Source organism: Chromobacterium sp. IIBBL 290-4 (genome assembly GCF_024207115.1).
Classification (GTDB): Bacteria; Pseudomonadota; Gammaproteobacteria; order Burkholderiales; family Chromobacteriaceae; genus Chromobacterium.
On record NZ_CP100128.1, the window covers coordinates 4,013,733 to 4,035,851 of the forward strand.

The following is a 22,119-nucleotide window of genomic DNA, read 5'->3' on the forward strand; positions in this document are numbered from 1 at the left end:
ACAAGCCAAATACCAGAACTCAGCCATGCGTCACCCCTCCGGATAAAAAAAGGGGGCAGCGCCCCCTTGCTTTGCGCCGCGCCAGAATTAGCCCTTGAAGCGCTTTTTCACTTGGTCATAGGCAAAGCCGATGGCGACTAGGCCAATCATGGAAATGCAGATCGACGCCACCGCCTGCGCGACCTTGCCGACGGGCATAGCCGCCAAGAACTGATCAATCAGCGCGGAAGAGTCCACCGCGCTAGTACCCGGCAACGGGTCGGCGGCAAAAGCGGATACGGACACCAAGGAAACAACGGCAGCGGCGAAAATTTTGGATTTCAAGCTCATGGGTAAATCTCCTAGCGGTTACGGAACGGTCTGAATAAAAATGAAGCGGCTTTGGCCATGACAAACGATGCGATAACCATCGAGAATGAAAATGACCAATACACGCCGGCTTGTGCCCAATCGACATGCTGGGCTTTTTGAACAGCGGCGTACTCTGCCGCCGACTGAACAACTAGGGCTTGGCATTGTTCAATCGGAATAGGCATTCCAATCAAATTGCCAGTCAAGGGGTCTACTGAGGCGCAAATTGCCATGACAGTTAATGAATCCAAGTTGAACCGGGTGGATATTCGGAAGGCTCAGTTTGCTGAATGTCCCATTCGTCTAATAACTGTTCCCGAAAGATGGAGCGGTCCATTCCCGATTTCGGCGATTGCGTACAGTTATTGACACGAGTCCAAGGGCGGCTAACGCCGCCACGGCTTCGCGCTTCCGCGCTGTAGGCGTGGTCGTCGTCAGCCGCAGCGGAACCGAATAGCGCATTACTGATCGTCCATGTGTGGATGCGGGAAATCGTGATGTCCGATACCGGGACGTTTAGAACGGGATGCATGCCGAGTTGCAACTCCACGCCGCGCACGGTTGACGATTCTTCGCCGTAGCGATTCGTCAGCGGGTCACGGTAAGGACGGCATTTCAATTCACCGCGCTTGATTTGCGCCCCACCTTGCAAGCGGATGTACTCCGCCCAGTCGCTGGCGTCGGCGGCGCGCACCAAGGGCGCCAGCTCAGTGCGCACTTCATCCGCATCCAAGCGCCGCAGTTCACGCCAAACCGTGACCGGTATGCAGCCGATTTGCTGAAACTGTCGAATGCCCCAGCCAGCCCATGCCTCAACCCGCAGCGCGGTTTCGCAGAATCTGGCCGGGTTGGATGGGTTGGATTCGCCGTCATAGTCAGGCAAATCGCCACCGGACGAGGCGCGACCGTCAACGTTCTTGGAAATGTATTTGGCGACATAGCCGCAGGCGGAGCCGTGAATCATGTCGATACGCTTGAAGGTGCAGCGACGCAGCCATGCGCCCTTCTCTGTAGGCTCGACTTGCAATGCGTAATCACGAATGATGCGGCGAATCGTCTTGCGCTCAGCTTCATCAAAGAACAGCACCATATGCCAATGCGGCGTCCCGTCATGGTGCGGCTCAGCTACCCGGAAGCCGTAAACGCGGATGCCCTTGCGGTGGAGCTTGGCCCGTGCCCGCGCCCAGACTTTCTGTAAATGCGCCTGCGCCTCACGCGGCCCGATTTTGGCTTCATAGTTGGGATTCGGCGCACCGGACTTGGAAAGGCGCGCATGAAAGGAGCCGGGACAAGTTAGGGTGTAGAAGTCACAGGCGTGGCCCTGCTCTTTTGCGTAGGTTTCAAAGCCGCGTAGTCTGACCATCAGTTCCGCGCGGCGAATGAGTGGATTGGATGGCGAAACTGCAGCCAAGTCGGCAAGACTGAATTCTTGTCCAAGCTCATTCACGACCAGGAGCGTGGACAGCAATTCATTATTGCGGCGCTTGCGGGCGCGCTTGCGTCTTACGGCATCGTCGGAGGCGTATAATCCGGCGCGATTATGCACACGTCCGGCAAGTCGGGCTCCTCGCTCCGCAAGACGAGCGTGAGCCGTCCTAATCTGGCGACGCCAGAATGATGGGTCAGCGGCGCGGGTCCATACGCTTTCTTCCGTGTGCGGCTGTCGTGTCCAGTCCGGTATGTGAAGATGGTAGAGTCCGGCCAACGCTTCGACATCAGCAAGGGAAGCGCCATGCCCCCGCAACCAACTCGCACGCCGAGCAAGTGCCTTCGCCTTTTCAAGAATGTCATGTTCGTCCAGTAGCAAGCGGCGAGGCATGCCGATTTCGCGGATGGCCTCTGTGGTCATGTTCAGCCATGCATTGGCTTCGGGGTTGCGCAGCCACGATGCGGGCGTTTCGGGCTTGGAGAGCCGAGCGAACCACTCATCACGAAGAGACTCCGCCAGCGCAGACGGCACCCCGTGCAGCCGGGGTTGAAGATATGCGCTGTTCGGAATCAGCAAGGAATGGATGCCGCTCAAGATCAAAGCTCCACGAATTCCAGGGGGGTAAGGAAGGTCAACCCTTTCGGGGTGCGATAGATGGCCAGCTGTTCCGGCGTGTACTCGTTGAAGAACTGCGCGCCGAGCTTGTCTAATTCCACCTTTTCGGAGGCGGTCAACAGATCGAAGCGAACACGGTTCCAGTCCCAAAAGCGCGGATTGTGCGGCATCAGTTCAGGCAGGTTCGGCGCGAGATTCACGATTAAGCCCCCTTGCCTTCAGGCTTGTGCTGCTCTGCCTTGGGGATGCGCTGGGCAATGGCCAGGCTAACCAAGCGCTGGTATTCCTCGACGGTGACCAAATCGCAATCCACTGCGAAGGCGTCGTAGCGGTCAGCGAAGATCGAGGTCGGCGAAAGCATGTAATAGCCCGGCACATAGGGGCGTTGATCGTCCTGCAAGCGGACTTTGATTTCTGTCGGGTAGCGCTTGAGGGTGGCGGTTTCCGGGTCCATCAGGTGGCCGTAAACGATTTGATTGCGAATCTTCCACGGGCCTTTTTCACCAACGCCAGAGCGCTCAGCAACATCAGCTTTTTCAACTTCAACAACGATCATGTCATTTCCTCCTAGTTGGAAAGTTCAGCTTTCAATTGATCAATTACCTGTAATACCCGCTGTTCGAACCCTTTCACGGTGGCAACCTTGCTGCGATAGTCTTCTATGTGCTGCTGAGCAAGAGGCTCCCCGTCGATCACTCTTTCCAAATACACCCGAGCAGCGATATCGCGATCCATTTCGGCCAAGCCCTGTTGCATCCGCAGATTCTCAAATAGCCCCATCAATTCCGATGCCGGCATCTCAATCCCTTTCGGCAATAAAGTGTTTGCATTTCAACTTTTAAAGGCACTTGCTGCCATTGGACGGTTTTCAGCAAGGCGGATGGAGTGCAAAAACGTTACCAACTGGTAACGTTAAATTCAGGCTAACATGACCATCTGGTAACGCTCAACTGAGGAGAAGACATGCGACAAAGCGTTGACTATCTGAAAGAGGCAATGGAAAAGCTGGGTGAGAGCAGTCAGGCGAAGGCTGCAAGGGCATTGAAAATCACCCCGACAGCTCTAAGTCGTTATTTGTCAGGCGAGCGAACCATGGATGAGTTCACATGCATCATGGTTGCAAAAGTGCTTGAAATTAATGGCATAGACATCATTGCCGCAGCTCAGATGGAGCGAGAGAAGGACGCAGAAAGGCGAGCAATTTGGGAGGATTTTCGGAAACAGCTCGGTGTCAAGACGGGAATCGTCGGGCTGGCCGCAATTTTGATGATGGGGAGTCCTGCCCCGGTTAAAGCGTCTGGTAGATTTTTGGCGAAAACACAAGATGTAGTGTTGGAAGTTCATTCAACATCTATATTATGTCAAATCAAGGATGCGGACGATTCTGATGATCCCGACACGCCGAACCTGTCTTCTCGTACAGGTTTTAGTACGTATCCAAATCTGTAGCACTCTTACATTACCCTCAGCCCGCGCAGTGAGTTCGTCACGGATCAGATGGACTTGGCCGTGCTGATGTTCAGCAACGACGATCAAGCGGCAGCCCGCGAAGTCGGCGTGACCGTGGCGCAATGGCAAGCTTGGAAATATGGCGACGAGCCCGTCCCTAAGGTTGTTTGGCTGTATTTGAAGCTCAAGCGTGAATTGGAGCGCATGGGCTCGTGGCGCGGCTTCCAGATCGACGGCGAGCGCCTGATTTCGCCCTGGGGCGATGGCATGCGCTTTGAGGAATGGTTTCAGCTCAAAGAATACCGGCGAGCGTCCAAACTGGCCGAGCAACAAGCCGAGTTGATTGAACAGCTAATGAAGGAACGGGACTTCTACCGCGAGAACTGCCACAGACAGGCGCGTTTCGGCCTGAAAGAAAAGACTTTAGAGCAGTCATTACCACTTCTGCGAATTCTCCATCGAAAATATTTGTTGGAAAGCTAAGTATATTAAACTTTAAATAAGAACAAGTTGGCATGTCGGGAATAATCTCCCTGGTAATGAAAAAACCACTTCCAAAATCCACATCACGATCCAAGCGCGCATAGTTTATGTTATTAAGAGGAATGTATACGCTATAACTTCTAGGGCCAGATGAAAAAAATCCAACAATGCTTTCAGTTAAATCCTGAATCTCATGCTCACTAAAAAAATCTTTCAAAAGCTTGTCATTTATTTCAATTTCTTTGTTAGGGTTTGCATCGGCCAGTGGCGAATCTTTATTTTCTACGGCAGGTATGATTAATTGGCGCAGACAATACAGCACACTCCATTCATTTGCCATTTCTTCACAGCCAGGTATATTTTTTATCTCTCTGATTAAGTTTTTAATTTCTCTCCCAGCTTCATTCAGGTTGAGAAGTGAAGGGTTGATAAATTTAACTTTTTGTAAGAGCCCATTTGTTTTGCTTCTAAGTGCATTACTCCGTTTTGAGTCCACGCCTACCCTCCATTCAATAAAATATAATTTAGCCCTACTAACGCCGCTACGGCGGCTTAGCCCCGCCCCATGCGGGCACAACACGCCCTCATGGGGCCTCTACGGGCTCTTCGAGGGGGGCGAAGAGTATCGAAGGCAAAATTGAAAAGAGCCTTTAGTAAGGAATACCCCCAGGCGATGCTATGCGATAACTGGGATGCCGGAGATGAAAGGGGCAAGGCCATATGGGTGACGCTGAATACTTAATCTTATATTTTTTTGTATATTTCACTATCGGAAACTGATTGAATCCAATCCCGAGCTCCCGAAACAATGCCTGTACAAAAAACCCTTACATCGATGTTTAGACCCCTAATTATTTCTTCCCCAATTCTGTATTCCATCACATTGTTATGGAAAGATGCCCCAAGTCCTGGCTCTACGAAAAAAACCTTGTCATACCTCATTTTGGGGTGAGAGGATCTAGCCTGATGAAGCATTGAGCACCGATAAGAATAGCATGTAGCTCCAGAAAGAGAAACTTCATCATTAATTCTATATTTGGGCGATATCCAGCGATCAAACCATTCTGTGTATCTATTCTTATTGGCTTGACCGTCTTCGGACTCAAGAGCTGCGCAGATGTCTGGAATTGTTAGAGATGAAAATAAAGCCAAGTAATAACTGCCATTAAAATTTGCGTTTTGAATTTGCTCAAGTAGATCATCCATTTTAATCCCCGTAGTGGATATGTCGCAGGATTGAGGGAGACTTGCATCGGAAGCATAGTTGATGATCATGACTGGCGGTGATGATTTTTTAATTGAATTGCGTTGTTTTTAACAAAACCTGCGAGATCTAACGGCAATTTCCCTGCTGGCACAAACCGGTTTCTATCAGATCATTCACATGAGTGCGTCCATGCTATTCAGATTGAGTTGACAGAAAAAACGTCCGCAATTCCGTTATCATCGGACAAAATTGTCCGCAACAAGGGAAATACGATGGAGACGATGAGTGGTCTGAAGCTATTCGCGCTGGCCGCCGAAACACGCAGCTTCGTCGAAGCGGGCCGACAGCTTGGCATCTCCTCATCAGCGGTGGGCAAGAGCGTGGCGCGGCTGGAAGAGAAATTGGGCGTGCGGCTGTTTCACCGCAGCACCCGCAGCATCACGCTCACCATAGAGGGACAGGTGTTTCTGGCGCGCTGCCGCCGCATTCTGGCCGAGATCGACGCCGCCGAGCAGGAGTTGCAAAGCCTCAGCCAAGCGCCCAGAGGCCGGCTGCGGCTCAGCCTGCCTGTCGTCGGCGAGCTGCTGAATCCATTGCTGGCCGGATTCGCGGCGCGCTATCCGGATATCGAGCTGGAGCTGGATTTCAGCGACCGCGTGGTGGATGTGATAGAGGAAGGGTTCGATGCGGTGATACGCATTGGAGAATTGCGGGATTCGCGGCTGCAAGCGCGCCGGCTGGGCGCGTTCCGCCTGATTCTAGCGGCCTCGCCCGCCTATCTGGCGCAAATGGGCGAACCCGCCTCCCCTGTTGATTTGCCTCGTCACCGATGCCTGCATTACCGTTTTCCCAGCAGCGGCAAAACGCAAGCCTGGCCGCTTGCAGGCCTGCCGGAATTGCCGCAGACCTTGGTCTGCAACACGGTGGACACGCTGGTTTATCTGGCTACTCAGGGCTTGGGGATTTGCTGCGTGCCGGATTTCGCCGCGCGGCCGGCGCTGGAATCCGGCCAACTGCGCGTCGTGCTGGCCGATGCCAGCCGGCACGACGGCGCCTTCCACCTGCTATGGCCGGCCGGGCGGCACCCCGCGCCCAGGCTGCGGGCCTTCATCGACTATCTGGCCGCCCAGCCGCTGCCCTCGGCTTAAGCTTCCGCTTCGCCATCGTCCTCCTCCGCCCCTTCCAGCCGCAGCTGGGCGGCCAGCTGCTTGTTGTTGCGGATGCCCAGCTTGCGCAGTTTTTCCGCGCGGTTGACCAGATTGCCGCTGCCGCTGGATAGCTGCCGCATCGCCTCGCCGAACACGTCGCGGCTGCTGTCCAGCTGCTTGCCCAGCTTGTCCATATTGGCGACGAAGCCGACGAATTTGTCATACATCGCGCCGCCCTGGCGGGCGATTTCCTGAGCGTTCTGGTTCTGGTATTCATAACGCCAGATGCTGGCGACGGTGCGCAGCGTGGCCAGCAAGGTGCTGGGGCCGACTATCATGATGCGCCGCTCGAAAGCCTCGTTGAACAAGCTCATATCGTGCTGTACCGCCAATAGATAGGCCGGCTCCACCGGAATGAACATGAACACGAAGTCCAGCGTGTTGAGCTGGTACAGGTCCTGATAGCGCTTCTCGGACAAGGTGCGGATATGGGCGCGGATGGCGGCGATATGCGCCTTGAGCTCGGCCTCGCGCGCGGCATCATCCTCGGCCGAGGTGTAGCGGACATAGGCATTGAGCGACACCTTGGAGTCCACCACCAATTGCTTGCCTTCCGGCAGGTCTATCACCACGTCCGGCTGATAGCGCTTGACGCCGTCCTCGGTCTGCACCACGTCGGACACCTGCACCCGGTACTCGCGATCCTTATGCAGGCCGGAGGTTTCCAGCACTTTCTCCAGTACCATCTCGCCCCAGGTGCCTTGCGCCTTGCTGCTGGCGCCGGTCAAGGCATTGGTCAGCGCGATGGCGTCGTCGCCCAGGCGGGTGTTCAGCTCCTGCAGGCGCTTGAGCTCGCCCTCCAGCGACAAGCGCTCTTTGCTGTCCTTGTCGTAAGTGTCCTGCACCAGCTTGCCGAAATTCTGGATGCGCTCGTTCAGCGGATTGAGCAGCGCGCCGAGATTTTGCTGGTTCTGCTCGGTGAAGCGTTTGGATTTTTCTTCCAGGATGTCGCCGGCCAGCGCCTTGAACTGGTCGGACAGCGCTTGGCGCGCCTCCTTGAGCAGCTCCAGCTTCTCCTGATTCTGGCTGCGCTCGCTGTCCAGCAAGGTGGCCAGCTCCTGCTCGCGCGCGGTCAAACGGGTCACTTCCTGGCCTTGCTGCAAGCTTCTCGCCTCCAGCGCCTCCAGCACTCGGCCCTGCTCCTCGCGCGCAGCCAGCTGCGACGATGCCGCCCGCAACTCGCCGCGCAGCGCGTCCAACTGCCTTTCACGCTCCTCCAGTTGGCGCTCCAGCTCCGGCACCCGCTGCGCGCGGGCGACATAAGCGCCGAGTTGCGTCTGGCCGTCGGCCAGTTGCCGGCCCTGCTCCTGAACCGTCTGCGCAGCTGCGCTCTCGCGGCGGCGCGCCTCGTCCAGCTGCTCGCGCAGGCCTTGGCACTGCGCATCCAGTTGCGCTGCCTGCTGCCGCAAAGACTCCAGTTCGCGCGCGGCCTTGCCGCGCGCCGCCCAGGCGGCTACGCCGCCGCCCAACAGACCGAGCAATAAACCGATCACCAGCATTTCCATTCCAAACATCCCCTTTAGATCAGATCAACCCCGCCCGTTCATCCGATCAATCACAAAAGCCGCCCTTTGCTCCAACGAGCCGCGCGGCACTTCCGTCAACTGATACCCCAGGCGGGAGTAGACCCGCTCCATCGCCTCGCAAGTTCGCGCCGCCTCGTCCGGCGTTTGCCGGCGCTCCCGGTCCTGCACGAAGATCTCAGGCCAGGGCCGCAGCAGGAAAACCTGGTCGTAGCGGAAGGTGCGCGCGGCCTTGTCCAGATGCGCCGGCGCAGGCAGTCCGCACAACTCCAGGTAGCCGACGATGTCCGGAATGCCGCGATCCAGGAACACCGGGGCGCTTTCTTGCTGAGCGTGACGGTAGCTGCGCATGTCCCAGCCCAACATTTGCTCTGCAAACGCGTTCGGATCGATCCACGGCAGCGCGCTGCCGCCGATGCGCTGCTGATCCTGGATGATGGTCCGGCCGGCTTCTTCCTGCGTCGGAAATCCCATGCATTGCAGCGTAGTCAACAAAGACGTTTTGCCCGCGCCAGGTCCGCCGGTCAAAACCAGCAACTTGGCAGAACTGTCCTTATTCATATCGCTCATGCCGCCGCCCAATGCTGCAGATAAACCTGCAATTCCTTGCGGCCCTGCCACTCATTGGCGATCAGCTGGTACACCGCCTGGATGCGGTCCGGCAGCCAATCGGCGTGATTGAACAGCATGGCGTCGAACTCGCAGCCTTCGCGCGCCAAACGCAGCTTGAGGTGCTTGTCGCCCACCAGCTTCTGGTTCACCACCATGAACTGGTCGTGGAAGTACGGCACCGGGAAGCCCTGGCCCCACACTTCGGCCGCCAGCGTCTCGGCCAGTTGCAGATTCAGCTCCCGCGCAGCCAGGCTGCCGTCGGTCTCGATGGTGCGCGTCAATTGCTTCTCATCCATCAGCTCGCGCGCGACCGACTCGAAAGCCTGCTGGAATTCGCCGAAACGGCTTTCATCCAGACTCAGGCCGGCCGCCATGGCGTGGCCGCCGAACTTCAGAATCAGCCCCGAATGGCGCTTGTAGACCAGGTCCAGCGCGTCGCGCAGATGGAAGCCTGCAATGGAGCGGCCCGAGCCCTTGATTTCGCCTTCGTCGCCGGGCGCGAACACGATGGACGGCCGGTGGAAGCGCTCCTTCAAGCGCGAGGCGACAATTCCCACCACGCCCTGGTGCCAGTCGTCGCGATACAGGCTCAAGGTGTAGCGGTTATCGGCGTCGATGCCGGACAGCGCCGCCAGCGCCTCGTCCTGCATGCCGGCCTCTATGCTGCGCCGCTCGCGGTTGAGCTTGTCCAGTTCCTGCGCCATGCGGGTGGCCGCTTGTTCGTTGCTGGACAGCAGGCAGGCGATGCCCAGGCTCATGTCGTCCAGCCGGCCGGCGGCGTTGAGACGCGGCCCCAGCGTGAAGCCCAAGTCGAAGGTATTGGCCTTGTAGCTGGCGCGGCCGGCTACTTTGAACAGCGCGGCGATGCCCGGCGCCATCTTGCCGGCGCGCATGCGCTTGAGGCCGTTTTCCACCAGCGTCCGGTTATTGCGGTCCAGCCGCACCACGTCCGCCACTGTGCCCAAAGCCACCAGGTCCAACAGCTCGCCCAGATTGGGCTCCGCCCGCTCGGCGAATACGCCGCGGCCGCGCATCTCGGCCCGCAGCGCCATCAGCACGTAAAACATCACGCCGACGCCGGCCAGATTCTTGGAGGGGAACTCGCAGCCCGGCTGGTTGGGGTTGACGATCAACGCGTCCGGCAGCGTATCGCCCGGCAAGTGGTGGTCGGTCACCAGCACCTCGATGCCGCGCGCCTTCGCGGCCTCCACCCCAGCCACGCTGGCGATGCCGTTGTCGACGGTGACGATGATGTCCGGCTGTTTTTGCGCGGCCAGATCGACGATCTCCGGCGTCAGGCCATAGCCGTATTCAAAGCGGTTGGGCACGATGAAGTCTATCTTCGCGCCCAGCGCCGACAGGCCCTTGATCGCCACCGCGCAGGCCGTGGCGCCGTCGGCATCGTAATCGGCCACCACCAATAGCTTCTGGCCCGCAGCGATGGCGTCGGCCAGCCGACTGGCCATGGCGGCGATGTTTTTCAAAGACTGGAACGGCAGCAAGCCCTTCAAGCCGTAATCCAGCTCCACGCTGTCGGCAATGCCGCGGGCGGCGTACAGCCGCGCCTGCAGCGCGGTCAGCCCTTGGCCCAGCAGCTTTTGCTGCAATTCGGCCGGCACTTCGCGAGTCACAATCTGGGACATGTTTTCTCAATACAGCGCGGCCACAGCGCGCGCGGGTTTCCAGAACTTCCACAAGTCCGCCGGTTTCAGCGTCAGCTCGAAGCCGGCCGGGCCGGTGGCGATCAGAGTCAAATGTTTGATACGCCCTTGACGCAGCGCGGCCAGCAGCGGCGCGAACCAATCGCGCTCCATCCGCTCCAGCCCTTCGCGCCAGCCCCAGGCGTCGCGATATTGCGCCGCCGCCTGCATGGCGTCCACCAGCAACACGGCATCGTCGCTGATTTCCAATCCCTCGAAAGCGAACGGCGCGGCATCGACGCGCATGCCGGCTTGCGCGCCCAATAGCTGCAGCGCGGAGTCATCCGCCAGCAAGCGCGGCGCAGGCAGGCGCCACTCGGCCGCCTCTCCCTCGCCCCACAGCCACACGCTGTTCACCGCCAGCTCGCCGCGCATTTCGCGCTCGTCGTTCAAGGGCTGGGTGTAAAGCAGCATCTGCAGCTCGTTCAACATCCGGCTCCAACCCAAACCGCCCTCGCCTTGCGGCAAATGGCGGTTGATGTCCTCGCCCACCACATCCCACAAGGGCGCGAAACGAGCGCGCAATGGCTGCTCGGCGCGCAGCAGCCAACGGCCGGGCGCTATGGCATGAAAAGCCAGGCCGTCCTGGCCGAAATGACGGTTCAGCGCCGCCGTCAGCGCCTCGGCCTCATGCTGGGCCACTTGCATCACGCCCACGTCCGCCAATAAAGCGCGGTCTCTATCCACGCGCAGGTGCACCGGGTCGGCGAACAGCCACTCGCCGCCGTCCGCGTCCAACCCCGCCTCGCGGGCGGCCACGCGGGCCAGCCCTGTCGCAGGCGCGCCCCACAGGCGGGCGGCGCACTCGGCCAACCCCTGCTCGCGCTTCACCCACGCGCCCTTGCCCAGCATCTGCTGCAGGGCGGGGAGTTTCAAGCCCTTGGCCACTTCCGCGCCGTCGTGCGCGTCTAGCCAGCTCAGGCCAGGCATTACCAAGCTCAGTCTCATATTCTTGCCAAATGATTGAAAATAATGGCGATTTTGGCCGCAAGACATTTGGCCGGCGACGATTTATGCGGCAAACTGTCGCCTTTGCCGGAACTAAGCGCCCGGTTGTCGACCAAACATGGCTTTGGCGCTTGTCGGCGCCGCCCGTCAATTCTTGCGTCTCGAAAAGTGATGGATTATCGCAAACTGCTACACATCCCGCAAAAATGCGCGGCCAAGCTGATCAACCACCATCTCAGCTGGCTGGGCTTCGCCGCCACGTTGCCGCTGCTGGGCACCGCCACGGCCTTCGGCGTCGCCGTCGGCGCGAAGGAAACCCAGCCCGAGCCGGTGGTTCAGCAACAAGTCGTCGAGCGGCTGGCTTTGCCGGCTTTCCGTTTCGAAGGCAGCCAGGCCCGTTACTGGCGCGATGAAACGATCAAACGCGGCGACACCATCGCCCGCGTGCTCAACCGCCTGGGCATCGCCGGCAAAGACGCCAGCGCCTTTCTGTACAACAGCCCGCTGGCCAAGGATTTGCTGAAGCTGAAAACCGGCGCCACGCTGACGGTGCAAACCAACGACGAAGGCGAACTGTTCGGCCTGCGCTTCCTGCAAGACGACGACAACGGCGAGCAGATTCTGGTGGCGCTGGAAAAGAAAGACGGCCAATGGCAGGCCAGCGCCGATCCGGTAGCCGCGCAGAGCGTGGAAACGGTGCGCTCCATCACGCTTAAGCGCGGCGCGGCGGCGGAACTGGCGGCGGCGAGCATCCCCGCGGACATCCGCAACCAGCTGGAACAGGTATTCTGCGACCAGTTCGAGCTGGCCAGCCTCAAGCCCGGCGATCGCATCAATCTGGTTTACGAAACCATGATCTACGACGGCGTCTCCATCGCCAGCGGCAATCTGCTGGCCGTGTCCATCCTGCGCGGCGGCCAGTTGCATCAGGCTTTTTACTTTGCCCATGACAGCGAAAGCGGCGCCTATTATGACGGCGCCGGCAAACCAGTGAAGAAGGGCTTCAGCCGCCAGCCGGTCGCCGGCGCCAAGATCAGCTCCGGCTTCGGCCTGCGCAAGCACCCGGTGCTGCACACCCTGCGCATGCACTCCGGCATAGACTACGCCGCCAGCAAGGGCACGCCCATCGTGGCGCCGGCCGATGGCGAGCTGGTGAAGGTGGAGCGGGAGAACGGCTACGGCAATATGGTGATGATTCGCCACAATCCCAAGCTGTCCACGCTGTACGCCCATATGAGCGCCTTCGGCAAAGGCATCAAGGCGGGCGGCCGCATCAAGGCCGGCGAGGTGATAGGTTATGTCGGCAGCACCGGCCGTTCCACCGGCGCGCATCTGCATTTTGAGGTTAGAATCAACGATCAGCCGGTAGACCCGGCCACCAACGCCTTGCCCACGCCGGGCCTGAGCCGGACCCAGCTCGCGCAGTTCGATGCCAAGAAGCAGACTTTGAGCGCGCGCCTGGACCTGCTGCAGAGCATCCCGGTCAACGTTGCCCAGATCGATTGATGAACGAGCTATACATTGGAATGATGTCCGGCACCAGCCTGGACGGCGTAGACGCCGTGCTGGTGCGCTTTGACCCGGCGGGTCAGCCGGCATTGCTGGCCGACCATGCCGTGCCCTATCCCGACGCCATCAAGCAGGCCGTGCTGGCGCTGCAGCCACGCGGCCACGACGAATTGCATCGCAGCGAGATGCTGGCCAATGAGCTGGCCGGAATCTACGCCCAAGCCGCGCGTGAGCTGCTGGAAAAATCCGGCCGCGCGCCGGCCGACATCCGCGCCATCGCCTGCCATGGCCAGACCATACGCCACGCCCCGCATGAGGGCTACACCATCCAGCTGGGCAATATGTCCCGATTGGCGGAGCTGGCCGGCATCGACGTGATCGCCGACTTCCGCAGCCGCGACGTGGCCGCCGGCGGCCATGGCGCGCCCTTGGTGCCCGCCTTCCAGCAAGATGTCTTCGCCTCGCCAGACGAAAAGCGCGTCATCCTGAACATCGGCGGCATCAGTAATCTGGCCCGCCTGCATCCGGGCGCGACCGCCATCGGCTTCGACTGCGGCCCCGGCAATATGCTGATGGACGCCTGGTGCCTGCGCCACACCGGCCAAGCCTACGACGACGACGGCCGCTGGGCCGCCGGCGGACAGGCGGAGCTCGGCCTGCTGGCCGCCATGCTGGCCGAGCCCTACCTCCAGCAGCCCCCGCCCAAGAGCACCGGCCGCGACCTGTTCGACGACGGCTGGCTGCAGACGCACCTGCGCAGCCTCCCCGCCCAGCCTTCGCCGCAAAACGTGCAAGCCACGCTATTGGCCTTCAGCGCCCGCTGCATCGCCGACTCCATCCTGCAACACTGCCCCGGCAATCAGGCCGTCTATGTCTGCGGCGGCGGCGCGCGCAACGGCGCATTATTGGCCGAACTATCGCGCCTGCTCGCCGGCCAGCGCATCGCCTCGATAGAAACCCTGGGCCTGCCCGCGCAATTGATAGAAGCCATCGCCTTCGCCTGGCTGGGCTGGCGCTTCAGCCAGCGCCTTAGCGGCAACCTGCCGGCGGTCACCGGCGCGCAAGGCCTGAGGATATTGGGCGTTTTGCATCCGCGGTGAGGTGCAAACCATCGCATCAGGCTATAATCAGCGACTGTCATAGCCAAAAATGAGAAAAATGCGATTTTTCAAGCGCAAAGCCGTCGTCAAGAATTCCCAGACGCCGCTGCCGCCTCAGCTGGTCTCCCTGTTTCGCGAAGCATGGTGGCTGCTGATGGCCGTAGCGGCCGTCTACCTTGTGCTGGTGCTGGCCAGCTACTCGCCATCCGACCCGTCGTGGTCGCATAGCTCCTCCGACCCCACCATCCGCAACTACGGCGGCGCTTTCGGCGCGTGGCTGTCGGACATGCTGTTGTACATCCTGGGCTTTTCCGCCTGGTGGCTGGTGGTGTTCTGCCTGGTGGCCATAGGCTGGGGCTATAAGCGGATGGAAAGCTGGGGGCTGAAACTGACGCCCATCACCACCGCCGCCATCGCCGGCTTCTTCCTGCTGCTGATTTCCAGCGCCAGCTTCGAAGCCATCGTGCTGGAAGGCAAAGCCGTCACCCTGCCCCTGCAGGCTGGCGGCATGTTCGGCCACTTCATCGGCAAAGGCTTCTCCCACGCCCTGGGGCTCTCCGGCGCCTACTTGCTGCTGGGCGTGCTGGCCGCCATCGGCTTTTCGCTGTTCACCGGCCTGTCCTGGCTCAATCTGATGGAAAAGATAGGCACGGTGCTGGAAGAAGGCGTGGTGCAGCTGTGGCAGAACTGGCAGGCCAAGAAGGACCGCGAGATCGGCAAGGAAATCGCGCAGAAGCGCGAGGAAAAGGTGTCGGTCGCCAAGAAGAAGATCGAGGAAACCACGCCGGTGCGCATCGAGCCGCCGGTGCTGGACGTGCCGGTATCGCCCAAGGCGAGCAAACCGGTGCAGCAATCGCTGTTCGCCGACCCCAAGGACGCCGCCCTGCCCGGCCTGAGCCTGCTGGACGCGCCCAAGGAGCTGCTGGAGCCGGTATCGCAGGACACGGTGGAATACACCTCGCGGCTGATCGAACGCAAGCTGGCGGATTTCGGCGTCGACGTGAAAGTCATCGCCGCCTATCCCGGCCCGGTGATCACCCGTTACGAAATCGAACCCGCGGTCGGCGTCAAGGGCGCGCAGATCGTCAATCTGATGAAGGACCTGGCGCGGGCGCTGTCGCTGGTGTCCATCCGCGTGGTGGAAACCATACCCGGCAAAACCTATATGGGCCTGGAGCTGCCCAACCCCAAGCGCCAGATCGTCAAGCTGACCGAGATCATAGGCTCGGACGGCTACCAGAACATGGCCTCGCGCCTCACCATGGCGCTGGGCAAGGACATCGCCGGCCAGCCGGTGTCGGCCGACCTGGCCAAGATGCCGCACGTGCTGGTGGCGGGCACCACCGGCTCGGGCAAATCGGTGGCCATCAACGCCATGATTCTGTCTTTGCTGTACAAGGCCACGCCCAAGGAAGTGCGGCTGATCATGGTGGACCCCAAGATGCTGGAATTGTCGGTGTATGAAGGCATTCCTCATCTACTGGCCCCTGTGGTGACCGACATGAAGCACGCGGCCAACGCGTTGAACTGGTGCGTGGGCGAGATGGAACGGCGCTACAAGCTGATGTCCAAGATGGGCGTGCGCAATCTGGCCGGCTTCAACCAGAAGATCAAGGATGCGGACAAGAGCGGCGAGAAAATCCCCAATCCGTTCAGTTCGACCCCGGAAACGCCGGAGCCGCTGGATACGCTGCCGCTGGTGGTGGTGGTGATAGACGAATTGGCCGACCTGATGATGGTGGCCGGCAAGAAGATCGAAGAGTTGATCGCCCGCCTGGCGCAAAAAGCGCGCGCGGCCGGCATTCACTTGATCCTGGCCACCCAGCGGCCATCGGTGGACGTGATCACCGGCCTGATCAAGGCCAATATCCCGACGCGGATCGCCTTCCAGGTATCCAGCAAGATCGACAGCCGCACCATTTTGGACCAGATGGGCGCGGAAACGCTGCTGGGCCAGGGCGACATGCTCTACCTGCCGCCCGGCACCGGCTACCCCAACCGCGTCCACGGCGCTTTCGTTTCCGACGATGAAGTCCATCACGTGGTGGAATTCCTCAAAACCACCGGCGAGCCGAATTATATCGAGGGCATTCTCACCGGCCAGGCGGATGGCGACGACAGCTCGGCCGGCGGCATCGACGGCGAATCGGATGGCGAATCCGACCCGCTGTACGACGAAGCCGTAGCCATTGTGGTGAAAACCCGCAAGGCCTCGATCTCCTCGGTGCAGCGCCATCTGCGCATAGGCTATAACCGCGCGGCCCGCTTGATTGAACAGATGGAAGCCGCCGGCCTGGTATCGTCCATGGAGAGCAACGGCAACCGCACCGTGCTGGCTCCGGCTCGCGAAGACTGACCTTCAGGGGCGCCGCGGCGCCCCGCCACCTCTTTTTAAGGATGGCCATGCCCCGCTATCTGACCGAACCCGAATTCCGCCATGATTACGCGCCCAAGATCGGCGTGCTGCTGATCAACCTGGGCACCCCGGACGCGCCCACCGCCAAGGCGCTGCGTCCTTATCTCAAAGAATTCCTGTCCGACCCGCGCGTGGTGGAAATTCCGCGCCTGCCCTGGTGGCTGATCCTCAATGGCATCATCCTCAACACCCGCCCCAAACAGTCAGCCAAGAAATACGCCAGCATCTGGACCCAGGAAGGCTCGCCGCTGCTGACCCACACCCGCGCCATGGCCAAGCTGCTGCATGGGCAATTGGGGGAAATGGGCCTGCGCGGCCTGGCGGTGGACTATGCCATGCGCTACGGCAATCCCTCGATTGAAAGCGTCATCGGCAAAATGCGCGCCCAGGGCGTGGAGCGCCTGCTGCTGCTGCCGCTCTATCCGCAATACGCGGCCTCCTCCAGCGCCAGCGCCATTGACGAAGCCTTCCGCGTGCTGACGCGTTTGCGCAATATGCCAGAGGTGCGCACCGTGCGGCACTTCCACGACGATCCGGGCTATATCGCCGCCCTGGCGGCGCAAGTGAGCAAGCAGTGGCAATACGGCCAGCAGCCGGACAAGCTGGTGATGAGTTTTCATGGCGTACCGCGCTACACCCGCGACAAAGGCGACCCCTATCACTGCGAATGCCAGAAAACCGGCCGGCTGCTAGCCGAGGCGCTGGGGCTACGCCAGGATCAATATGTCATCAGTTTCCAGAGCCGCTTCGGCCGCACTGAATGGCTCAAACCCTATACCAGCGAGGTGTTGGCCGAGTTGGGCAAAGCCAAAACGGCTAAAGTGGACGTGATTTGCCCCGGCTTCGTCGGAGATTGCCTGGAGACGCTGGAGGAAATCGCCATGGAAGGAAAACAGACCTTCCTCAGCCATGGCGGAGGCCAATTCCGCTACATTCCCTGCCTGAACGAAGATTCGCAATGGATAATCTCACTTGCGACTATTGCGAAGAATAATCTGGCGGGCTGGATCGAAACTCCGGCAGAAGATAGCCAACAGCGCTCAGCACGTGCGCATGCGCTGGGGGCTGTGAAATGATTTTTTCGCAACACACGCAACAAGATCAATTGTAAAAAGCCATTTTCAATCATCAAGTTATTGAAACAAAAGCCGGTAGAACACTATGTCTCCGGCTCTTTTTTCATCTATTTTTTCACAATTCCCCAATTCAGGTTCTATATTCACAAAGTCAGCTTTTGCCCAGATTGACACCCTTGCGAACTGCTCACCATAATCAGTTGCAACTAGCAGCTGCTTATGGCTGTTGTTGGTTATTTTTAAAGAGATCATCAAAGTCTACGCAGAAAGATACAGGGGAACTCAATATGAACAATTATGCTCGCCTCAGCCTGATCGCCACCGCCACCCTCGCGCTGGCCGCCTGCGGCAAACAGGAGCAAGCGGCTTCGGGACAAGCCGCATCCTCCGCGCCGGCGCAAGCCGCGGCCGCCAGCTCCGGCGGCGACGGCAGCGTCATCAAGATCGGCCAGGTTTCGCCGATGTCCGGCCCCATCTCCCACTTGGGAAAGGACAACGAGTACGGCGCCAAACTCGCCATCGAAGATCTCAACGCCCAGGGCGTGGAGATCGGCGGCAAGAAGGTCAAGTTTGAACTGGTGTCGGAAGACGACCAGGGCGACCCGAAAATCGGCACCCAGGTCGCGCAGCGCCTGGTTGACGCCGGCGTCGTCGGCGTGGTCGGCCACCTGAACTCCGGCACCACCATCCCGGCCTCCAAGATCTACTCAGACGCCGGCATCCCGCAAATCTCGCCGTCCGCCACCAACCCGGACTACACCAAACAGGGCTTCAAGACCACCTTCCGCGTGATCGCCAACGACATCCAGCAAGGCAAGGCGCTGGGCGAGTACGCGGTGACCGGCCTCAAGGCCAAGAAGATCGCCATCATCGACGATCGGACCGCCTACGGCCAAGGCCTGGCCGACCAGTTCGAAGGCGCGGTCAAGGCCAAGGGCGGCGAAGTGGTGAAACGCGAGTTCACCAACAACAACGCCACCGACTTCAACGCCATTCTCACCTCGATCAAGGCCACCAAGCCCGATCTGGTGTTCTACGGCGGCATGGACGCGCAAGCCGGCCCGCTGGCCAAGCAAATGCAACGCCTGGGCATCAAGGCCAAGCTGATGGGCGGCGACGGCTGGCAGACCCCGGAGTTCATCAAGCTCGCCGGCGACGCCTCCGACGGCCAATACGCATCCAGCTGCGGCGTATCGCGCGACAAGATGCCGGGTTTCAAGACCTTCGACGAGAAGTTCAAGAAGGAATTCAACACCGACGTGCAGATTTACGCGCCGTTTGAATACGATGCCGTGATGGTGCTGGTGGATGCGATGAAGCGCGCCAAATCCACCGATCCGAAAGCCTATCTGCCGGAAGTCGGCAAGACCGACTACCAAGGCGTGACCGGCAAGATCGCCTTCGACGACAAGGGCGACATCAAGAACGGCGCCGTCACCGTGTACCAGGTGAAGAACGGCAAGTGGGAAGTCGTGTCCACCGTCGGCGGCGACGGCAAGTAAGCCGCGCTTAGCTGCGCACAGGTCTTTCTGACCGATGATGAACCCCCGCCTTGCGGGGGTTCTGATTTTCACAGGTGTTCATTCAGGCCTGCCGATATCAGCGTCCAAAGAGTTGGTTGTGCTTGGCGTTGGCCAAGGACCTGTTCACTCGCATAACGCAAAAGCTGATAGGGAGCTCACGGAGAATGACAGCCCCTCCTCCGAGAAACTCAGGACCCACACTTGAAGCCTCGCAGGGACGTTGCCCTGCTTCCTGGATATACGGTCACGAGAGCGTGACAAATACGCAAGCGAAGGCTTCATCAAGCGCCTGGGGAGTAAATGCGTCCGCCTTTTTTTAATGGCCGCGCCAAGGCAAACCCCTTTGCTTACATCTCAAGCTACCCTTGGCAACAGGCGGCTTCAGAGTAGCCGTTTCCAGTTTGTGCAGGACGGACGCGATGGATTTGAATATTTTCCATATGTAAAAAGACAAACCCTCTAGCGGCAGAGGGTTTGTCTTTTACAATTGGAAGCCCTCCATAAAGAAGGCTGCTTCTATACAGCGCTGGCCAATTGACCAGCATGGAAAGCCTCGCGGGCCATATAAGGATGATTCTTTCCGGAGCGATGCTGGCGAATATTCCATGCCAGCCGCCCTGCCAGGCTAGTGGTTGTTTTGCCCCTGCCCCAATTGGACGGCCTGCTTCTTCTGGTGCTTGGCCACCCGTTTCTCCTTCAGCGACAACTGCGGCTGCTTCTTGGCTTCCTTGGTAGTGTGCTTGGTCTTGCTCATGGCCCTCTCCCGGTATCGCGCCGGAGCGCCCGGCGCATCGCTTCACTATAGTCGTCTTTCCGTAAGCTAATAGAAACAAATACCAAGCCGCCAATGACGCAGGGCAAAAAATATTGAAATAACATGAAATGTCGTTATCATCATGCTTCGCGGGTCAAGTCTCTCGCCAACAAAAACCAAGGGATCCATGATGAAGCACTTTCTGTCTACATTCGTCCAGCTCTGCCACATTGCAGGCCGTCCCGGCCACAAACGCGTGAAATCGCGCTGACCCACGCCTGCCGGCCAGGCCGCGTATGAGGGAAAGGCATAAGCAATCGCCTTTTGCCTCTTGCGCGGCCCTTTTTTTACCAACAAAATGCATACAATATTTTTTCCGGAGCCGGCATGAATACCCTCGCAACCCCGCAACTGGACACCATCCCCCAGCGCATCGCCTCGCTGCGCGCCGCCATGAAGAACGCTGGCGTCGATGCCTGTCTGATTCCGTCTTCCGATCCGCACCTTTCTGAATACTTACCCAAGCGCTGGCAAGCTCGACGCTGGCTATCCGGCTTCACCGGTTCGATGGGCACGCTGATCGTGACGGCTGACTTTGCCGGCGTATGGGCGGATGGGCGTTACTGGGTGCAAGCCGAGCAAGAGTTGGCCGGCACCGGCGTCAGCCTGATGAAGATCGACACCGCGGCGAGCAGCCAGCATCTGCAATGGCTGGCGGACAGCCTGCAAGCAGGACAAACTCTGGCAGTGGACGGCGATGTATTGGGCCTGGCCGCAGCCAAGGCGCTGCAAGCCGCGCTGGAGCCGCGCGGCATCCGCATCCACGCCAGCATCGATCTGATCGACGCCATCGACCCCAACCGCGCGCCGCTGCCCGATGCCGCCATTTATCAGCACGCCAGCGAATTCGCGCCGGAAACCCGCGCCGCCAAACTGGCCCGCGTGCGGGAGGAAATGGCCAAAGCCGGCGCGGCGCGCCACTTCATCTCCACCCTGGACGATATCGCCTGGCTGTTCAATCTGCGCGGCTCCGACGTCAGCTACAACCCGGTATTCATCGCGCACGCCTTGATCGAGCGCGATAGCGCCACCTTATTCGTCGGAGCGGGCAAGATCGACGCCGACCTGGCCGCCGAACTGGCGCGCGACGGCGTCAATATCGCCGCCTACGCGGAAACCAAGCCCACGCTGCGCGCGCTGCCTGCCGATGGCGCGCTGCTGATTGATCCGCGCCGCATCACGCTGGGCCTGCGCCAAGCTGTAGCGGAAGGCGTCAAGCTCATCGAGGCGATCAACCCCAGCACCCTGATGAAGTCGCGCAAGTCCGCTGCCGAAGCCGCTCATGTGCGTCAGGCAATGGAACAAGACGGGGCGGCGCTGGCCGAGTTCTTCGCCTGGTTCGAAGCCAATGTCAACCAGACACGCATCACCGAACTGACCATAGACGAAGAAATCACCGCCGCGCGTGCACGCCGCCCCGGCTTCGTCTCGCCCAGCTTCGGCACCATCGCCGGCTTCAACGCCAACGGCGCGCTGCCCCACTACCACGCCACCCAGGAGGCGCACAGCGAGATCAAAGGCGACGGCCTGCTGCTGATCGACTCCGGCGGGCAATACCTGGGCGGCACAACCGACATCACCCGCGTAGTGGCGGTCGGCGCGCCTTCCGCGGAACAGAAACGCGACTTCACGCTGGTGCTGAAAGGCACAATGGCCTTGTCCATGGCGCGCTTCCCGCGCGGCACCTTGTCGCCGATGCTGGACGCGCTGGCCCGCGCGCCGCTATGGCAGCACGACATCGACTTCGGCCACGGCACCGGCCACGGTGTGGGTTACTTCCTGAATGTGCATGAAGGCCCGCAAAGCATCTCGCGCGCCATCCCGGAACCGCACATGGCGATGCAGGAAGGCATGATCACCTCGATCGAACCAGGCGTCTACCGCGCCGGACAATGGGGCGTGCGCATCGAAAACCTGGTGCTCAACGTGGCGTCCGAGAAAAACCAGTTCGGCGATTTCCTCAAGTTCGAAACGCTGACATTGTGTCCCATCGACCGCCGCTGCATCGACCGCGCGCTGCTGAACCAGGCGGAAATCGACTGGCTGAACCACTACCACGCCGAAGTCCGCGAGCGCTTGCTGCCATTGACGCAAGGAGCCGCCCAGGCATGGCTGCTGGCCAATACTGAAACTTTATAGCCGCGCCTTCGCAGCCA

General features: G+C 59.9%; 21 protein-coding genes. 9 read left to right on the plus strand and 12 right to left on the minus strand.

The annotated features are described in order from the left end of the window. Positions 1-87: 87 nt before the first annotated feature. From NKT35_RS18885 to NKT35_RS18910, 6 genes are read right to left on the minus strand one after another with little or no spacing between them, the layout of a single operon-like run. A complete protein-coding gene (locus tag NKT35_RS18885; protein WP_254295918.1) occupies positions 88-330 on the minus strand; it encodes a hypothetical protein in 243 nt (80 codons plus the stop codon). Positions 331-341: 11 nt separating this feature from the next. Continuing rightward, positions 342-557, minus strand: coding sequence for a hypothetical protein (locus NKT35_RS18890; RefSeq protein ID WP_254295920.1), 216 nt, complete (start codon positions 555-557; stop codon positions 342-344). Between the two features lie 32 nt (positions 558-589). Continuing rightward, on the minus strand, positions 590-2,374 hold the full coding sequence (locus tag NKT35_RS18895) for a replication endonuclease (protein ID WP_254295922.1): 1,785 nt from the start codon (positions 2,372-2,374) through the stop codon (positions 590-592). 2 nt (positions 2,375-2,376) lie between these two features. After that, entirely contained in the window at positions 2,377-2,595 is a 219-nt protein-coding gene (locus tag NKT35_RS18900; protein ID WP_254295924.1) for a hypothetical protein, read from the minus strand. A 2-nt stretch (positions 2,596-2,597) separates the two neighbouring features. Then, complete coding sequence (locus NKT35_RS18905; RefSeq protein ID WP_254295926.1) at positions 2,598-2,951, minus strand: single-stranded DNA-binding protein; 354 nt, start codon at positions 2,949-2,951, stop codon at positions 2,598-2,600. Positions 2,952-2,962: 11 nt separating this feature from the next. Further along, positions 2,963-3,193, minus strand: a complete 231-nt coding sequence (locus NKT35_RS18910) for a hypothetical protein (protein WP_254295928.1) — start codon at positions 3,191-3,193, stop codon at positions 2,963-2,965. A 165-nt stretch (positions 3,194-3,358) separates the two neighbouring features. Here NKT35_RS18910 and NKT35_RS18915 point away from each other — a divergent pair, with 165 nt between their 5' ends. Both NKT35_RS18915 and NKT35_RS18920 read left to right on the plus strand, forming a co-directional pair. Next, entirely contained in the window at positions 3,359-3,844 is a 486-nt protein-coding gene (locus NKT35_RS18915) for a helix-turn-helix domain-containing protein (protein WP_254295930.1), read from the plus strand. 60 nt (positions 3,845-3,904) lie between these two features. Beyond that, positions 3,905-4,327, plus strand: coding sequence for a hypothetical protein (locus NKT35_RS18920; protein ID WP_254295932.1), 423 nt, complete (start codon positions 3,905-3,907; stop codon positions 4,325-4,327). A gap of 744 nt (positions 4,328-5,071) precedes the next feature. On the opposite strand, the gene NKT35_RS18925 is transcribed toward NKT35_RS18920, so the two are convergent. After that, positions 5,072-5,533, minus strand: a complete 462-nt coding sequence (locus NKT35_RS18925) for a hypothetical protein (protein ID WP_254295934.1) — start codon at positions 5,531-5,533, stop codon at positions 5,072-5,074. 273 nt (positions 5,534-5,806) lie between these two features. Between NKT35_RS18925 and NKT35_RS18930 the strand changes: the two genes are divergently transcribed. Then, positions 5,807-6,682: a LysR family transcriptional regulator gene (locus NKT35_RS18930; RefSeq protein ID WP_254295935.1), complete on the plus strand. Its 876-nt coding sequence runs from the start codon at positions 5,807-5,809 to the stop codon at positions 6,680-6,682. On the opposite strand, the gene NKT35_RS18935 is transcribed toward NKT35_RS18930, so the two are convergent. From NKT35_RS18935 to NKT35_RS18950, 4 genes are read right to left on the minus strand one after another with little or no spacing between them, the layout of a single operon-like run. Further along, complete coding sequence (locus NKT35_RS18935; protein ID WP_254295937.1) at positions 6,679-8,247, minus strand: DNA recombination protein RmuC; 1,569 nt, start codon at positions 8,245-8,247, stop codon at positions 6,679-6,681. The genes NKT35_RS18930 and NKT35_RS18935 overlap by 4 nt on opposite strands. 24 nt (positions 8,248-8,271) lie before the next feature. Continuing rightward, the gene (locus NKT35_RS18940) at positions 8,272-8,835 is read right to left on the minus strand and encodes an AAA family ATPase (protein ID WP_254295939.1); all 564 of its coding nucleotides are present in this window, start codon (positions 8,833-8,835) and stop codon (positions 8,272-8,274) included. Further along, positions 8,832-10,520 carry a single-stranded-DNA-specific exonuclease RecJ gene (gene recJ, locus NKT35_RS18945; protein WP_254295941.1) on the minus strand — a complete coding sequence of 563 codons (1,689 nt, stop codon included), beginning with the start codon at positions 10,518-10,520 and terminating at the stop codon, positions 8,832-8,834. Before recJ ends, NKT35_RS18940 begins: the two co-directional genes overlap by 4 nt. 6 nt (positions 10,521-10,526) lie before the next feature. Next, positions 10,527-11,525, minus strand: coding sequence for a hypothetical protein (locus NKT35_RS18950; protein ID WP_254295943.1), 999 nt, complete (start codon positions 11,523-11,525; stop codon positions 10,527-10,529). A gap of 171 nt (positions 11,526-11,696) precedes the next feature. Between NKT35_RS18950 and NKT35_RS18955 the strand changes: the two genes are divergently transcribed. From NKT35_RS18955 to NKT35_RS18975, 5 genes are all read left to right on the plus strand, one after another. Continuing rightward, positions 11,697-13,031: a M23 family metallopeptidase gene (locus tag NKT35_RS18955; RefSeq protein ID WP_254295945.1), complete on the plus strand. Its 1,335-nt coding sequence runs from the start codon at positions 11,697-11,699 to the stop codon at positions 13,029-13,031. Then, on the plus strand, positions 13,031-14,134 hold the full coding sequence (locus NKT35_RS18960) for an anhydro-N-acetylmuramic acid kinase (RefSeq protein ID WP_254295947.1): 1,104 nt from the start codon (positions 13,031-13,033) through the stop codon (positions 14,132-14,134). The genes NKT35_RS18955 and NKT35_RS18960 overlap by 1 nt, the downstream gene beginning before the upstream one ends. A 58-nt stretch (positions 14,135-14,192) precedes the next feature. Beyond that, positions 14,193-16,490, plus strand: coding sequence for a DNA translocase FtsK (locus NKT35_RS18965; protein ID WP_254295948.1), 2,298 nt, complete (start codon positions 14,193-14,195; stop codon positions 16,488-16,490). A 47-nt stretch (positions 16,491-16,537) separates the two neighbouring features. After that, on the plus strand, positions 16,538-17,626 hold the full coding sequence (gene hemH, locus NKT35_RS18970; protein ID WP_254295949.1) for a ferrochelatase: 1,089 nt from the start codon (positions 16,538-16,540) through the stop codon (positions 17,624-17,626). A gap of 287 nt (positions 17,627-17,913) precedes the next feature. Then, entirely contained in the window at positions 17,914-19,128 is a 1,215-nt protein-coding gene (locus NKT35_RS18975) for a branched-chain amino acid ABC transporter substrate-binding protein (protein ID WP_254295951.1), read from the plus strand. A gap of 646 nt (positions 19,129-19,774) precedes the next feature. Here NKT35_RS18975 and NKT35_RS24065 read toward each other — a convergent pair. Further along, positions 19,775-19,903 (minus strand): hypothetical protein, encoded by a 129-nt coding sequence (locus NKT35_RS24065; RefSeq protein ID WP_256493412.1) that lies wholly within the window; start codon positions 19,901-19,903, stop codon positions 19,775-19,777. Positions 19,904-20,314: 411 nt separating this feature from the next. Between NKT35_RS24065 and NKT35_RS18980 the strand changes: the two genes are divergently transcribed. Beyond that, positions 20,315-22,102, plus strand: a complete 1,788-nt coding sequence (locus tag NKT35_RS18980; RefSeq protein ID WP_254301412.1) for an aminopeptidase P family protein — start codon at positions 20,315-20,317, stop codon at positions 22,100-22,102. Positions 22,103-22,119: the final 17 nt, after the last annotated feature.

What these genes read in the sequence shown, in the direction of transcription:
- NKT35_RS18885 (WP_254295918.1), bottom strand. Translation starts at nt 330, where the DNA reads ATGAGCTTGAAATCCAAAATTTTCGCCGCTGCCGTTGTTTCCTTGGTG.
- NKT35_RS18905 (WP_254295926.1), bottom strand. Translation starts at nt 2,951, where the DNA reads ATGATCGTTGTTGAAGTTGAAAAAGCTGATGTTGCTGAGCGCTCTGGC.
- NKT35_RS18910 (WP_254295928.1), bottom strand. Translation starts at nt 3,193, where the DNA reads ATGCCGGCATCGGAATTGATGGGGCTATTTGAGAATCTGCGGATGCAA.
- NKT35_RS18915 (WP_254295930.1), top strand. Translation starts at nt 3,359, where the DNA reads ATGCGACAAAGCGTTGACTATCTGAAAGAGGCAATGGAAAAGCTGGGT.
- NKT35_RS18925 (WP_254295934.1), bottom strand. Translation starts at nt 5,533, where the DNA reads ATGGATGATCTACTTGAGCAAATTCAAAACGCAAATTTTAATGGCAGT.
- NKT35_RS18930 (WP_254295935.1), top strand. Translation starts at nt 5,807, where the DNA reads ATGGAGACGATGAGTGGTCTGAAGCTATTCGCGCTGGCCGCCGAAACA.
- NKT35_RS18935 (WP_254295937.1), bottom strand. Translation starts at nt 8,247, where the DNA reads ATGGAAATGCTGGTGATCGGTTTATTGCTCGGTCTGTTGGGCGGCGGC.
- NKT35_RS18940 (WP_254295939.1), bottom strand. Translation starts at nt 8,835, where the DNA reads ATGAGCGATATGAATAAGGACAGTTCTGCCAAGTTGCTGGTTTTGACC.
- recJ (WP_254295941.1), bottom strand. Translation starts at nt 10,520, where the DNA reads ATGTCCCAGATTGTGACTCGCGAAGTGCCGGCCGAATTGCAGCAAAAG.
- NKT35_RS18950 (WP_254295943.1), bottom strand. Translation starts at nt 11,525, where the DNA reads ATGAGACTGAGCTTGGTAATGCCTGGCCTGAGCTGGCTAGACGCGCAC.
- NKT35_RS18955 (WP_254295945.1), top strand. Translation starts at nt 11,697, where the DNA reads ATGGATTATCGCAAACTGCTACACATCCCGCAAAAATGCGCGGCCAAG.
- NKT35_RS18960 (WP_254295947.1), top strand. Translation starts at nt 13,031, where the DNA reads ATGAACGAGCTATACATTGGAATGATGTCCGGCACCAGCCTGGACGGC.
- NKT35_RS18965 (WP_254295948.1), top strand. Translation starts at nt 14,193, where the DNA reads ATGCGATTTTTCAAGCGCAAAGCCGTCGTCAAGAATTCCCAGACGCCG.
- hemH (WP_254295949.1), top strand. Translation starts at nt 16,538, where the DNA reads ATGCCCCGCTATCTGACCGAACCCGAATTCCGCCATGATTACGCGCCC.
- NKT35_RS18975 (WP_254295951.1), top strand. Translation starts at nt 17,914, where the DNA reads ATGAACAATTATGCTCGCCTCAGCCTGATCGCCACCGCCACCCTCGCG.
- NKT35_RS24065 (WP_256493412.1), bottom strand. Translation starts at nt 19,903, where the DNA reads ATGAGCAAGACCAAGCACACTACCAAGGAAGCCAAGAAGCAGCCGCAG.